General features: G+C 42.4%; 9 protein-coding genes and 1 riboswitch. Of the genes, 3 read left to right on the top strand and 6 right to left on the bottom strand.

Annotation, left to right across the window (positions count from 1 at the left end; translation table 11 throughout):
* Positions 1-9 precede the first annotated feature (9 nt).
* The gene (locus ACOB80_RS09080; RefSeq protein ID WP_473165502.1) at positions 10-3,024 is read left to right on the top strand and encodes a PqiB family protein; all 3,015 of its coding nucleotides are present in this window, start codon (positions 10-12) and stop codon (positions 3,022-3,024) included.
* Between the two features lie 437 nt (positions 3,025-3,461).
* Positions 3,462-5,093: a DUF418 domain-containing protein gene (locus tag ACOB80_RS09075; RefSeq protein ID WP_473165501.1), complete on the top strand. Its 1,632-nt coding sequence runs from the start codon at positions 3,462-3,464 to the stop codon at positions 5,091-5,093.
* A gap of 78 nt (positions 5,094-5,171) precedes the next feature.
* Here the strand turns inward: ACOB80_RS09075 and thiE are convergent, their stop codons facing one another.
* From thiE to thiC, 5 genes are read right to left on the bottom strand one after another with little or no spacing between them, the layout of a single operon-like run.
* Entirely contained in the window at positions 5,172-6,704 is a 1,533-nt protein-coding gene (gene thiE, locus ACOB80_RS09070) for a thiamine phosphate synthase (RefSeq protein WP_473165500.1), read from the bottom strand.
* Positions 6,705-6,711: 7 nt separating this feature from the next.
* Positions 6,712-7,512 (bottom strand): thiazole synthase, encoded by an 801-nt coding sequence (locus ACOB80_RS09065; protein ID WP_473165499.1) that lies wholly within the window; start codon positions 7,510-7,512, stop codon positions 6,712-6,714.
* Positions 7,513-7,515: 3 nt separating this feature from the next.
* Positions 7,516-7,725, bottom strand: coding sequence for a sulfur carrier protein ThiS (gene thiS / locus ACOB80_RS09060; RefSeq protein WP_473165498.1), 210 nt, complete (start codon positions 7,723-7,725; stop codon positions 7,516-7,518).
* The gene (thiO, locus tag ACOB80_RS09055) at positions 7,709-8,863 is read right to left on the bottom strand and encodes a glycine oxidase ThiO (protein WP_473165497.1); all 1,155 of its coding nucleotides are present in this window, start codon (positions 8,861-8,863) and stop codon (positions 7,709-7,711) included. The genes thiS and thiO overlap by 17 nt, the downstream gene beginning before the upstream one ends.
* Positions 8,864-8,881: 18 nt before the next feature.
* Complete coding sequence (gene thiC, locus ACOB80_RS09050; RefSeq protein WP_473165496.1) at positions 8,882-10,837, bottom strand: phosphomethylpyrimidine synthase ThiC; 1,956 nt, start codon at positions 10,835-10,837, stop codon at positions 8,882-8,884.
* Between the two features lie 121 nt (positions 10,838-10,958).
* Positions 10,959-11,077, bottom strand: a riboswitch (TPP riboswitch).
* Between the two features lie 182 nt (positions 11,078-11,259).
* Here thiC and ACOB80_RS09045 point away from each other — a divergent pair.
* A complete protein-coding gene (locus ACOB80_RS09045) occupies positions 11,260-12,933 on the top strand; it encodes a M1 family metallopeptidase (RefSeq protein ID WP_473165495.1) in 1,674 nt (557 codons plus the stop codon).
* 60 nt (positions 12,934-12,993) lie between these two features.
* Here the strand turns inward: ACOB80_RS09045 and ACOB80_RS09040 are convergent, their stop codons facing one another.
* Entirely contained in the window at positions 12,994-15,195 is a 2,202-nt protein-coding gene (locus ACOB80_RS09040; protein WP_473165494.1) for a trypsin-like peptidase domain-containing protein, read from the bottom strand.
* Between the last annotated feature and the right edge of the window lie 257 nt (positions 15,196-15,452).

The raw sequence follows: 15,452 nt of genomic DNA, 5'->3' as shown, positions 1-15,452 counted from the left end.
AAGAACAATATGACATTAGATGCATCGCCACCAGAAGCTGTTGTTAAACCAAGAGAAGGCCTCTCTGCTATCTGGTTAATACCGTTTATCGCCATAGCCTTTGGTGCCTGGCTAATCGTAAAAGCGATTTCTGAGCGTGGTGTATTTATTGATATTCGCTTTGATAATGCTAGCGGTATAGTCGTTGGAAAAACAGAAGTTAGATACAAAGGATTACCCGTTGGGGTCGTCAGTGGCGTTGACGTTACCCAAGATTTAAAAGGGGTGCAGGTTGAAGTAGAAATGGTCGCCAGTACAGAAGCTTTGTTAACAGACAAAACTCAGTTTTGGTACGTAACAGCCGACGTTTCTTTTCAAGGCGTTACCGGGTTAGACACTTTGCTTTCTGGTAGCTATATCAATATGCAGCCAGATATTGACAGTGAAGGCGAATCACAGCGCTCTTTTGTTGCTCTAGGCGAAGAGCCGATTGTCGATCAAGATATTCCTGGGCTACATGTTAGCTTACAAACTGATACTCTTGGCTCGATTCGTAAGAGTTCTCCGGTGAGTTATAAACAAATGATCGTCGGTCATGTGTCTGGTTATAGATACGATGATAATTCCGGCTTAGTGGATATTTTGGTATTTATCGAGCCTGAACATGCCCATCTTGTAAAGGAAAACTCTCGCTTTTGGGATGCTAGTGGCTTTGAATTTACTGGCTCGCTTACCTCTGGGGTCAAACTAAAAACCGAATCGTTAGCCTCTATTTTTGCTGGTGGTATCGCCTTTGGTGACCCTATTTTTGAAGCGGTATTACCGCCAGCAGAAAATGGTCAGCAGTTTACTTTGTTTGCTGATTACCAGTCTGCAGAAATGGGTCACGAAATTACCTTAATATTGAATTGGGATGCCGGTATAGATAGAGGCGCAGCAATTGAATATCAGGGGATCACACTAGGTGTTATTGAAGATTATGAAAAAATTGATCCGCAGGCTCGCCAAATTACCGCTAAAGCGAAAGTGAACCCTAGAGTCGTTCCCTATTTGACGACCAAGAGCCAGTTTTACGTCTCTGCGCCCACCATAGATTTATCTGGTGTTACCAATTTACATAATGTTTTAAAGGGGGCGCATATTAGTCTACGACCATCGTTAGACGGTGAGCCACAGGATGAATTTAACGTTTATAGTTATAAACCTGCTTACAGCTACGACGAGCCAGGTCTTCATTTGGTGTTAGAGGCTAGTGATGTTGAATCATTGCGCATAGGAACGAAAATCTTTTATAAGAAGCAGGCTGTGGGCTCCGTGCAGTCAATTGAAAATGTTGCCATGGACAAGTTTCTCATTCATATCTACATCGAACCCGATTATCAAAATTACGTGAACGAAAAAACACGCTTTTGGAATACCAGTGGCTTTTCAGTCACGGGGGGCTTGCAAAATTTTGAGGTTCAAGCGCACTCAATGCAATCAATTTTGGCTGGCGGTATAGGATTTAGCCACTTTAATGAAGCTGGAAAAGATAGCGTTAATGGCGACAAGTTTCGCTTATTTACTAGTAAATCTATGGCGCAAGAGCAGGTAAATGTCAGTTTGTTGTCAACAACGGCAACAGACTTAGTTGTGGGAACACGTGTTATGTATCGCGGTGAACTCGTTGGCTCTATTCATGACTTACATCGGGATCAAGAAACAGTGAAAGTTTCTCTCGGTATCTTGCCTGAATTTCGTTTTCTATTGAAAGAAAAGTCACAGTTTTGGGTGGTTCGCCCTGACGTCTCTTTAACTGGCTTAAGTGATACTGATGCGTTGTTTGGCGGAGCCTATATCAATATTAATAGCGGCATTGGTGAAGCGCAGAGCCATTTTATGTTGTCTCAGTCGCCACCGGCAAAACACAGTTCATCAGCAGGCCTGCAACTTAGCCTCACTGCATTTTCTGGTAACGTGGTAAATCCTGGCTCACCTATAAGTTATCGTGGCATCTTAGTAGGGCAGGTCGACAATGTTGCTTTGGACAGTAAAGAAGACAAAGTGCTAATTAATGTCACTATTGATGAAGAATATCGTCACCTCATTACAAATTTTACCCGCTTTTATAACGCCAGCGGTATTACCATTAGCGGCGGTATTGGCAACTTTATTGTTAAATCTGAATCTACAGACGCTATTTTACGTGGTGGCATTAGTTTCTATAACCCAGAGAGTAGCAAAGAAGATAAGGTTGAAGAGCTTGCTGAATTTCCACTCTACCAGAATCTGGAATATGCGAGATTAGCGGGAATAGGTATTAAAATCCATTTTAACAATGCCGAAAGTTTAACAACTAATTTAAAGCTCAAATACCAAGATCACGAAGTAGGTGTTGTATCTCGTGTCGTGTTTAATGCCGACAACTTTGGCGCTACTGTGTATGCCTTTTTAAATGATAATGGTCGTAAATTTGCGGTAAAAGGCTCCAAGTTTTGGATGGCGAAAACCGAACTTGGCTTAGTTGGCTCTACCAATGTTGGCTCTTTATTAGAAGGTGGCTTTATTGGCGTTTTACCAGGCAATGGTGAACTCGCTAAAGAGTTTCATGCTGAAGACATTCCGCCCGTTACTAAGCGTAAACCTATTGGTCTTAATATCGCACTTAACTCAGATAAACTAGGCTCTGTGCGTGTTGGTAATCCTGTACTTTATCGCCAAGTAAAAGTCGGTGAAGTTATTGGCGTTGACTTATCGCCAACCGCTGACCAAGTGCAAATCTATATTAATATCGCTCAGCGCTACGCACCGCTGGTTAAAAACAACAGCAAGTTTTGGAATGCAAGTGGCTTGTCGGTAAATGGTGGCTTGTTTTCTGGGGTTAATATCGATACTGAATCGATTGAAACTATTTTGTCAGGTGGCGTAGCCTTCGCTACACCGGACTCTGGCCTAGCAGAGGGAAAAGCGTCAGGTCTGCAAAGAGATAGTTTTATACTTCATGAAAATGCAGATGACGAGTGGCTACAATGGCAACCTAAAATTTATTTAAACGCTGATAACTAACAAGTGAGTTAAGTTAGGGCGTGTTGCTCTTTCGAGGCTACTTTTACAGCAATTTATCATGTTTTTATACAAGACAGAGCTTATGCCATGTGGTTATTCCACATAAATAAGTGATAACGCAGTAGAAAGGCATGATAAATGCTGTCCTTTGGATTCGTTTACATGCACTTTTCTCATTGTTACTTGCTCTGTGCGAAAAATAACTATGCGTATCACAAGTGCCGCGATAAAAATGCATTTAATTCGAACAAAATTAAACCCTGAAAGATCAACACGCCCTAGTCAATTTGCTCGATTTGTGGCGGTTTTGACACATTTGTAAACACTTTGTATGGCTAACTAGTTGGCAAAATCTATATCTATCAATAAGATAAAGTAATGGCATGGTAAATGCTGTTTTGTTTTATCTTGGAACAACTATAAAAGTAGATTTAGTCATGGAAACAAATTTAGCCCCCGTAAGTGGCCAACAACGAATTCAGGTGATGGATTTGTTACGTGGTCTCGCCTTGATTGGCATTCTGTTTATGAATATAGAATGGTTTAATCGCCCTGATGTTAACTTACTTCAATTCGATTACTCACAAACCGGCGGCGATTGGGCCTCTAGTTGGCTAGTTAAAGTTTTTATTGAAGGTAAATTTTATAAACTGTTTTCTCTGTTATTTGGCATGGGCTTTGCCGTTATGCTGCTCAGGGCGCAAGAAGTTGGTAGGCCATTTGGTTGGTGGTTTACCCGCCGAATGGTAGTGCTATTTGTCATTGGCATGGCTCACATGATTTTCTTCTGGGGCGGCGATATCCTGCATGACTACGCCGTTGGTGGTATGTACCTTCTTGGCTTTGTCTATTTACTACGCTGGAAGAAACTAAGCAAATACAATAGTCCTACCGCTTTTGCTAAAACAGGCTTTACTTTACTACTAGTGCCATTCGTTTTCGCTATTTTGGGCGGGATTTTCTTCGGTGTTACACAAGATCATAATGAAACCAAAGAAGTATGGCAGGAATCATATGAAGTTAGAGCATTACGCGATACCTTAATTGATGACGCAAAAGCAGCTGGGACATTTGAGCTAACAGAAGAGCAGTATTTAGCGCGTGAAGCTGAAAAGGAAGCAGAAGCTGCTAAAGAAGATAATGTAAAAGTAGTGACCAAAACTTCGTCTCCAGAAATAGCTGAAGCCAAAACGGCAACAAGTGAGGCGCTAGATAATGCTCAGTTAAACACGGAAGACTCTGCTGGTAGTGAAAGCGCTGTATCGGGAGACGTTAGCACCGACAATACTGAAGTGGAAAAAGAACAAACACGTGAAGAGCGCATAGCAGAGCAAGCTCAAACACGTTTTGAAAATCGCCAAATGCAAGATTATCGCACTCGTGAAGAAGCCGCTGCCTTTACTAGCGATTCTTACGCCACCGCAACTGAACACCGTATTGATAAGGCGATTAATGCACTTGGGAAAACACCCTTCTTTAGTTTCTTTATTTGTTTGCCTTTATTTATGGTGGGCTATTGGTTAGTTGCTAGTAATCGCATTAGACGCCCAGAAGAGCATACCAGCTTCTTTAACGTACTTTGTTATGGCGGACTATTTATCGGCTTAAGCTTAAATATTACTGGCGTATATATTGCGCTTCATCCAGCAGCAAAAGCTGCGCGAGAGCTACAAGCTGTTGGTGGTAACATATTCTTTTTAGGACATTATATCTTGTGTGCCGGCTACATAGGCTTGATTGTGAAACTATCGGCTAAAGCTTGGTTTAATAAAATGTTTGCGTGGTTAGCGCCACTTGGCAAAATGGCACTAACCAATTACTTAATGCACTCTGTTGTATTTACTACAGTATTCTATGGCTACGGTATGGGCTTGTTTGGTCAGGTATCTCGCAGCGAACAGATGTTGTTTGTTGTCGGCATGATTGCCTTCCAAGCTGTGCTTAGCACACTGTGGTTGCGCTTCTTTAAGTTTGGTCCAATGGAATGGTTATGGCGTTGCTTAACTTACGCGTCTTGGCAGCCAATTAAACGTGATCGAGTGCCAGGTGAATTAGCGCACGCTAAATAAAAAGATAATAACTTTAAAAGAGAAAAACCACGCATTGCGTGGTTTTTTCTTTTTTCAGAAAGCTATCGAGCTTTAAAACTAATTCTCTATTGGTTTCAAGATGTCTTTAAATTGATGCACTGAGCTTTGGTAGTCCTCTGCCTTAGTAATGGCAGTAACAACAGCAATTGAATCTACACCTGTCGCCCATACTTGCTTTGCTCTTTCATGGTTAATGCCGCCAATAGCAACAACAGGAATTTCAGTGGTTAACTTTAATAACTGGGCTAAATTGTCGACACCTTGAATTTGTCCTGTCATGTCCTTGGTATTGGTTGGAAAAATAGCACCAACAGCAAGGTAGGAGGGGTTAAGTTGTTGAGCTAACAAAAACTCATAACAACCATGCGTGCTAATACCTAAGCGAAGGCCTGACGCTTGAATCGCTTCAAGATCAGCATCGAGTAAATCTTCTTGGCCTATATGCACACCATAAGCGCCGTGTTTAATAGCGAGTTGCCAATAATCGTTGATAAACAGGCGTGCTTTATACTTTTTACCTAACGCTACTGCTTGACCAATCATGTCATCTAAAACATCTTCCGTTTTATTCTTCACTCTTAATTGAATAATTTCGATGCCAAGTGGCAATAACTTTTCAAGCCATTCGATGGAATCAACAACAGGGTATAATCCGAGCCCTTGTTCGCCTCTAGCACTATTGATAGGTGCAAATGCCGGTAAAGAGTGATATCTCTGGTTAATTTCTCCTTCAACATGCGGGAAAAATTCCGCTAGTTCAGGCCAACAAGTTTGCTCGAATGCGCCGTAGTAGTCGTTTTTTCCGTGTTGTGCTTTTAAGCCACTTTGTATGAAGGCTTTCGTTAGGGTTAGAGCGTCTCTAAGCAAGTAACCATGGGCTATGAAACTTGCGATAGCGCTGGCAAAGCTACAGCCACCACCGTGACTATAGCTAGTTTCTACACGCGAGCTGCTAACTCGGTAAGTCATGGCTGAATCAGCTTGGTAGGCAACGTCTTTTGAAACAGCAGTGCCTTGTGAAATGCCACTTTCCTGACTGCCTTTGCTGTGACCACCTTTAACCACGCAAGCTTTAGCACCTTTGCTGCAAACAAGCTTAGCAAGCTGTTCGGTGCTTTCTGTATCGTTTGAGCAAATAGCTTGTGCTTCTAATAAGTTAGGCGTGGCAACGTCAATAAGTGGCCATACATTTGCTAAAGCGGCTAATTCGAAATCGTTAAATTTACCGCCAACACTGGCTGAGCCCACTGGATCGAAAACCACTTTTAATAAGGGATACTGCTGTTTTAGCTCAGATAGCAAAGTTGTTAGCCACGTAATTTGGGCGCGAGAGGCGACAAGACCAATTTTAATAACATTGGGCACTTTATCTTCTAACAGGGCTTGGGCTTGCTGGCGCAAAATGCCTATCTCGACAGGATTAACCGATACTAATTTATGGGCATTTTGCACTGTATTTGCCGTGATCAAGTGACACATTTCCACATTAAGCGCGTGACCGGTTTTAATGTCTGCAGCGATGCCAGCACCACCAGAGCAATCAGCACCTGAAATACTCCAAACAATGGGTTTGGTTTTAACTGATTTCATCGTGAGTTTACGCTCCTGGGTGATGCCAAAAAGGCGTGTCTAATGTTGGCGTGCTTGGGTGAGCGGTTTGTCTTTCCTGCATAACCCCAGCGACATAACCTTGTTCGCCTGCTTCTAGCGCAAGAGCAAAGGCTTTCGCCATGGCAACGGGGTTATCTGCTAGTGCTACCGCAGAATTTAATAAAATACCGTCATAGCCCATTTCCATGGCGAGGCAAGCATCGGAGGGTTTGCCAATACCAGCATCTAATATCAAGGTAGCGTCTGGCAGGCGCAAACGAATGGTTTCTAAGTTATACGGATTCATTAACCCTTTGCCTGTGCCTATTGGTGAAGCCCAAGGCATGATCACCTCACAACCTAGATCATACAAACGTTGACATAGCACTAAGTCATCGGTGCAGTAGGGAAGTACTTTAAAGCCTTCGGCAATTAAGGTTTCAGTTGCTTGTAATAGCTCAATGGGATCAGGCTGTAAGTTGTAATCGTCGCCAATAACCTCGAGTTTTACCCAGTCAGTTTGGAAGATTTCTCGGCTCATTTGTGCCAAGGTTACCGCTTCTTTTGCTGATTTACAGCCAGCGGTATTGGGTAACAAATATCCGTCTTTTTGCGTCACTACTTCTTGCAGGTATTGCCAAATTTCTTGGCCGCCTTGCGATTGTGGATTTTGCCTTTTTAACGACAATGTCACCACTTGTGAGCCACTAGCTAAAATCGCATTTTTCATAATTTCAGGGGATGGGTATAACGCCGAACCAATTAACATGCGACTTGATAAGGTTTTTCCGTAAATGGAGAGTGGCATTTTTTATCCCCCTTGGATTGGAAACAAAACGTCGAGTGAATCTTGCTCGGTTAACTCAACTGTTTCGTATTGGCCTTTAGCGACAAAGTTTTGATTTAACGCTACTGCAAAGCTCAGTTGTTTTTGCTCTTCCGACAAAAATAAAGCTAATGCGTCGGCAATGTTACTGCTTGCCGCCAGCTCAAATGTCTGGCCATTAATAAATATATTCATGACTAACTTGTATAGGTAGTAAATGTTGAAAGCGAGACTCGCTCGTTTCACCAAAATGGGTGTTCACTGCATGTAACAGCTGTTCTAATACGACAGGGGCAATTAAAAATCCGTGTCGATATAAACCGTTAACTTGAATTAGCCCGCGATTAACTGATACTCGTGGTTGGTTATCGCTAAATGCAGGTCTAAGTTGGCTATTGTGCTGACGAATATTTGCTTCAGCAAAGCCTGGGTGAACACTGTACGCGGCACTTAATAGTTCCATGGCAGAGCGCACCGTCATCGGTGAGGTATCGTCACTTTCAATTTCCGTTGCGCCAACGACATAAAAGCCTTTCGTTTTCGGTGCAATATAAAGTTGATACCTAGGGTGCATTAAGCGCACGGGTCGATTCAAGTGAACATCTGGTGCGAATAACTGAAATACTTCGCCGCGAACCGCACGTAAATCTTTTAGTGGCGCATTGCTTTGGCTTGCTTCATTCGCCCTTGCGCCTGAGCCTCTAGTGTCGATAACTAAGTCGAAATCACGCGTTTGATGATTAAAGGCGACCCGATAGCCTTCGCTATCATTGGATTCCTTTCTCATTGCCTCGACGCGAGTGTTGGTTAACCACTCAATATCAAGAGATCGAATTTCTTCAGTTAAGGCCACCAGCAGTTTACGATTTCCCAGCTGACCTTCTTGCGGTAGAAACATGCCTTGTGAAAAGCTTCGGCCTAATTCAGGCTCTAGCGCTAGCATTTGCTGGCGATTTAAGTGTTGAACTTCATATTCACTAAAGTGATTTTTTAGAAACCTTGCATAGCGCAGGTAATCCCCTTGATCTTGTTCATGACTAACCATTAACGCACCTTCTTGTTGAAAGTAGGTATAGCCAGAAAGTGAGTCTAAGATCTGAGGCCACATTTCAATGGATGCAAAGCCCATTTCAACAATATTGGCTTCACTGTGCATGGCTTCGCCAAGAGGCGTAAGTAGGCCTGCCGCAGCATAAGCAGCACTTTGGTGTGCGTGTTGGTCGTCTTTATCGAACAAGGTAACGGCGTAGCCTTGGCGAGACAAAGTCACCGCAGCTAACCGCCCCATTAAACCAGCACCGACGATAGCGATACTGGTGTTTTGTTTACTCACGTGTGAATAACCTCGTCGTTATTTTGCTACGTGATAAATTTCGCTGCCTGAATCTTTAAACTCTTGCGACTTTTCAGCCATACCTTGTTGCGCCGCTTCTAATGCAGCGGCATCAGCACTTACTGTTTCGTCAAGGAGTTTAATTTCAATAGATTGCCCATCAGCTTCTAATTTAGCCGCGTAATCGCGAACGTCTTGGGTGATCTTCATTGAGCAGAATTTTGGACCACACATAGAGCAGAAGTGAGCAATTTTTCCTGATTCTTGCGGTAAGGTTTCGTCGTGATATTCACGTGCGCGCTCAGGGTCTAAACCAAGGTTGAATTGATCGTGCCATCTAAACTCGAAACGTGCTTTTGACAGGGCATTATCGCGAATTTGCGCACCTGGGTGACCTTTCGCTAAATCGCCAGCGTGAGCGGCAATTTTATATGTAATTAAACCTTCTTTTACGTCTTCTTTATTTGGTAAGCCTAAGTGCTCTTTTGGTGTTACGTAACAAAGCATGGCACAGCCGTACCAACCGATGTTTGCCGCACCAATACCTGAGGTAATGTGGTCATAACCCGGTGCAATGTCAGTGGTAAGTGGGCCTAAGGTATAAAATGGCGCTTCATGACAGTGCTCTAATTGCTCTTCCATGTTCGCTTTTACCATGTGAAGTGGTACGTGACCAGGGCCTTCGATCATAACTTGTACGTCGTGTTCCCATGCAATCTTAGTTAATTCACCTAAGGTATGAAGTTCAGCAAATTGTGCTTCATCGTTAGCATCAGCAATAGAGCCAGGGCGCAAGCCGTCACCTAGTGAGAATGACACATCGTAGGCTTTACAGATTTCACAAATTTCTTCGAAGTGGGTGTATAGGAAGTTTTCTTTATGGTGTGATAAACACCATTTCGCCATGATAGAGCCACCGCGAGAAACGATGCCCGTTACGCGTTTCGCTGTCATTGGTACGTAGCGTAACAAGACACCAGCATGAATAGTGAAGTAGTCAACACCTTGTTCTGCTTGTTCGATTAATGTATCTCTAAATACTTCCCATGTTAGGTCTTCAGCAACGCCGTTTACTTTTTCTAGCGCTTGGTAAATTGGTACTGTGCCAATTGGTACTGGTGAGTTACGAATGATCCACTCGCGCGTTTCGTGGATGTAACGGCCTGTTGAAAGGTCCATTACTGTGTCAGCGCCCCATTTTGTTGACCAAACCAGCTTTTCTACTTCTTCTTCAATAGACGAGCTAACGGCTGAGTTACCAATGTTTGAGTTAACTTTAATTAAGAAGTTACGGCCAATAATCATCGGCTCAGACTCAGGGTGGTTTATGTTCGCTGGAATAATGGCGCGGCCTTCAGCAACTTCTTTACGCACGAATTCAGGCGTAATTTGTTCTGGAATATTGGCACCGAAGCTTTCGCCTTTATGCTGATGCTTTAAAATTTCATCTTTCATTTCAGCGCGCTTGGTATTTTCACGAATGGCAATGTATTCCATTTCTGGCGTTATAATACCTTGGCGTGCATAGTGCATTTGTGTCACGTTTTTACCGACTTTCGCGCGAAGTACTTTAGGTAAGTTTTCAAAACGAATGTGGTCTAAGCCTTCGTCTGCTAAACGCTGTTGGCTGTATCCAGATGACGCTCCAGTCAGCATTTCTGTATCTTGGCGTGCAGCAATCCACTCGCTACGTAATTTCGGTAATCCTTCGTGTACATCAACCGTTACTGATGGGTCAGTGTAAACACCAGAAGTGTCGTAAACGCGTACTGGCTCATTTGGTTCAAATACTGGGTTTTCTTCTGTGCCCCCCACAAAAGTATCGCCAACGGTGATTTCACGCATACCCACTTCGATATCGTGAATGGTGCCTTTTACATAGATTTTTTCGGAATTAGGGTAGCTTTGGCCTGAAACGTTTTTTAAAAACTCTTCAGCCTGTTGACGACGCTCGCGTCTGGATAATGAACTCATGTTCTCTCACCTTGTTATTTTCTTACAGCACGACGTTCAGGTTTGAAACCTAAAAACCATACAAAATGTAAGTGATTGACTAAAAAATAAGGCGGAGTTATTGCGTAGATGAAGCACGATATGACATGTGATTCTTGTTCCCTTCGCTGATATTAATCAGAACAGGTTCTACGGATCCCGCATAAAGCGATCTCAGCTCTAACTCAAGTCAATTGAATTAGTGCACTCCGACAAGTTGCGAGGCTAAGTGTAATGAACCTAAACACCGCCTGCAAGTTAATTTGGTTGGACCTCTATTGTCGACTTTTCTAAATAATCGTAATAACACGGCATATTGTCGATTCTAAGTTGCCTTATTTAGGTAAGTCGGCATACAGTATGTAATAGCTAAAAATACTCATGAGAAAGTAGAAGATATTACAATGAAAATAAAATCACTGTCGTTATTATTAGGCGCTGTGTTAGCGACAACAGCCGCCACCTCTGTGATCGCCGATAGCTTGTTAGGCACATCTAATCAAGGTAGTCGCCAAGACGTACTGCGCGGCTCAATTACACCCGAACGTGCGTGGTGGGATTTGAGTCATTATCACTTAGATATTGAAGTAAATACTGCAGATCGTACTATTGCTGGTACCAATACCATGCGCTACCGTGTGTTGGGTGAAACAAATCGCTTGCAAGTAGAATTGCAAGAGCCGCTTAAACTCACCAAAGTTACCCAAAATGATAAGTCATTAGACATTGAAAAAGATGGCTACACTTACTTCATTACCTTGCAAGACGAGCAGCCAGTAGGCTCTGAACAGTCAGTGGTATTGCATTATTCTGGTACGCCTCATGCGGCAAAACGCGCGCCTTGGGATGGCGGTATTACCTGGACAAAAGACAGTAACGGTATAGATTTTATTGCCTCAAGCAACCAAGGCATAGGCGCTAGTATTTGGTGGCCGAACAAAGACCATGGTTACGACGAACCAGATCAAGGCATTGATATGAGCGTTAAAGTACCAGAGCATTTGGTCAACGTTTCTAACGGTCGCTTAGTGGGAATAGACCATGATCAACAAGCCAAAACCAAAACCTATCACTGGCGCGTGGTAAACCCGATTAATAACTATGGTGTAAATATCAACATCGCCGATTACGTTCACTTTGGGGAAAAGTTTCAAGGTGAGAAAGGTGAACTTGATATGGATTACTGGGTACTTAGAGAAAACCTAGAAAAAGCCAAAGAGCAATTTAAACAAGCGCCTATGACGATTGAAGCGTTAGAGCATTGGTTTGGTCCTTACCCATTTTATGAAGACAGTTTCAAACTTGTGGAAGCACCTTACTTAGGGATGGAGCACCAAAGTTCTGTTACGTACGGTAATGGCTATCAACAAGGCTATTTAGGGCGTGACCGCTCTCTTACTGGCAACGGCTTATTATTCGACTTTATTATTATCCATGAAATGGGGCATGAGTGGTTTGCCAATAATGTTACGGCGAAAGACATTGCTGATATGTGGATTCATGAAAGCTTTACTAACTACTCCGAAAGCTTGTATTTGGAATATCACTTCGGTAAAGAAAAAGCGTTTGAGTACATTCGTGGCCAACGCATTAATATAGGCAATAGAGCACCTATTATTGGCACTTATCACATTCATAGTGCGGGCTCTGGAGACATGTACGATAAAGGTGGCAACATGCTACACACCATTCGTATGATTGTTGATAACGACGAGCTTTGGCGCAAGACCTTACGCGGCTTAGGCGAGAAATTTTATCACCAAACGGTAACCACTGAGCAAGTTGAAAACTTCATCAATAAAACAACAGGCAAAGATTTTTCACTTATCTTTGATCAATACTTACGTGATCATAGAGTGCCTGTGCTTGAATACTTAATAAAAGACGACTTAGTACAAGTAAGATGGAGTAATGTAAACGGTAAATTTACTATGCCGATCCGCGTTGAGATTGCTGGTGAAACGCGCTGGATTGAACCAACGACTCGTTGGCAAAAGCTAGAAGTAAATACCAAGAACCCAAGCTTTAAGGTCGATGCCAACTTTTATGTGAATACCTTAAATCTTTTGGGTGAGTAGGCACAAAAATTTGCACTCGTTTTTTAAAAAAGCCAGCAACAGCTGGCTTTTTTGTCAGTGTTAATTGGCTTGTCCGGAAAACCCCGTTTTACCACTTTTATCTAAAAAGGGCAGGTAGTAAACCGACATATTTTGCACAACATCCTTTTTGTTGCTGTAAGAAATAAAGTGAAGTGAATTATTGGCTTTGTTATTTTTATAAACGGTTAAACCGACGCCATTTTTACTCTCTTCTTTTCTAACAATTTTTTTCTGATTATTGATCAGCATAATGTCAACCTCGCCCTTATTTTGCGGGACGCTAACAAAGGCATAGTAGCCTGGCTTTGCCAAGGTGTAGTTAAACCCTGTTAAATAATACTGCTTTACTTGTTTAGCCATGGCTAATTTATTCGCTTGCTTTACCAGCTTAAACTTCTCGGCGTCTTCACTAAATAACTGTCCTAATGACTCTGTATAAGCACCTACTAATGGGTTAATTTTTCCAGCCCAATAATGTTGGGAAATCTTATAATTTAACTTTCTGGCTTGTCTCGGTGCTTTTTTAAAAGCGACTTTTATTTCTAACTCTCCAGGCTCATTCACTAAGATAAGGCCGTAGCGCACGTAGTTACTGTATTTAATCGGGTAGTTAAGCACGGTGAGGTTTTTATTCCCTTTGGCGATAACATTAAATTTCGTTACTTGATTATCTGTCGATAAAACAACTGCATGTAGCCCAGGGTCTTTGACATAGAGTTTCTCTATATAAGTGGCGAGCTTGGATGTGTCTGATTTCGTTGTTTTATTGCGACTCACAGAATCAACTTGCTTGCCCCCTTTGATAGAAAAAACGTTTTCAATTTTGTCTAACACTGATTTATAAGATTGGCTTCTACCGGCATAGTAGTTGGACATACTGGCTTGCCATTCTTTATCCAGTCTAGCTAGCGCTTGATCTGGATCTGCCATTAAGTCATACAGGAAATCGATGCGCTGGCACATATTAACGTCAGCAGCATTGGGCGCTCTACCGTTGGCGTCATAGGTAATATTCATCGAGCTTATTAAGCCAATGACTTGCCCTTTCGCGTTAAACATTGGGCTACCACTTGCGCCTCCTGTTAATGGTAAACCATGATGGATAAGGCGATTGTTGTTTTGCCTAGTTAAGAAAAAATCTGTTACGCGAATAACTTCATCTTGTTGAGCGACAGGTGCCGGCCTTTTGTAGCTTCCCGGCAATAATCGTTCACCTGGATAGCCAACGTAAGCCACTTTTATTCCCGATTTAATCGAAGCTAGTTGCGAGGTTGGAAGCAGTTTTAAAGGCGGGTTTAAACCCGTAGCATCCACGAGCGATAATACAGCAACATCGGCTGGAGAAGCCGTATGCATGGGTGATAACTTATCGCCCACTTTCTGGGTAGGTAAATATTGTTGCCACAACTTTTGATAGTGTTTATAGCCTGGGTGCAGCAATGCTGATTTCACCACATGTGTTTTGTAAGGCGAGGTTGGCGCACGAACAATGAGTTGTTCATTGGCTTTTAGTTGATAAAAAGCTTCTGCAACGTGAGCATTGGTAGCTAATTGTGCGTCGTTAAAAACCCAAGCCGTGCCAGCGGGGCGCTCTCCACCGTCTTTATTCCTCACTAACACTAGATAAACAGATTGCGTTACTTTCTCTATGGTGGCTGGTGAGATGTTTTCATTTTCATCTTGAACACGTTCCAGTTCAGCGGTTAATGCGTCAAATTTTTCAACGGTTTGATCTATGCTTTCCTGCGATACAGCTATATTAGTTTCTACATCTGACAGGTTCTTTTGGATCAAAAAAGTAAATAGTCCAACCGCAAGAATGCCGATAAAAGCGACTTTCAAAAACTTGCTGTGCTTTTGTACTTTCGCGCCAGGCTGAACATGCTTTTTGCCGAGATCTGCTGGTTGAATGCGATTGTCCATTACCTCGACTTCTATAGTCACTTCTTCACCTAGCACTAAGGTAGAAGTGCCGGAAATCTCTTGCTCTTCAAAAGGTACTTTGCCATCAATTAAAACATAGTGGTGGGTGTTTAGGTCTATTTGGTAATGGCCTAGACTTCGCTTAAAGGCGATATGCTCATTGGCTACACCTGATGCTTTATGGCCTTCGTCAAAGGCAACGTCACATGTTTTCGCATCACTGCCAATAACAATATAATCTTTGGTGTGCTCAAAAAAGTATTCTGTTTGCTCGTCTTGGGTTTTACCCTTCTTTATCGTTATTTTAAGGCCAAGCATATTCGTTCCTTGTTTTTTTTAGCATGGGTTGTTTATTTTATAGGCTATGTATAAAAAATAGACAACGATTGTTTCAGTTTTAATAAAGGTTAATTTGTGATCAGGGTTTTGTTTTTGTGAATATTTTAGAAACAATTCCCTGCTAGGATTGTGGGCGTAATTGGTTTACACTGAAATTTAGTGGTAACAATGTACATTTGTACAAATATACAAACATGAAGTTTCAGAACCGTGTTGTTGGTGTTTTTTTAAGGAGA

The organism is Thalassotalea coralli (assembly GCF_055786205.1).
This window is presented reverse-complemented; position numbering and strand designations above follow the sequence as displayed.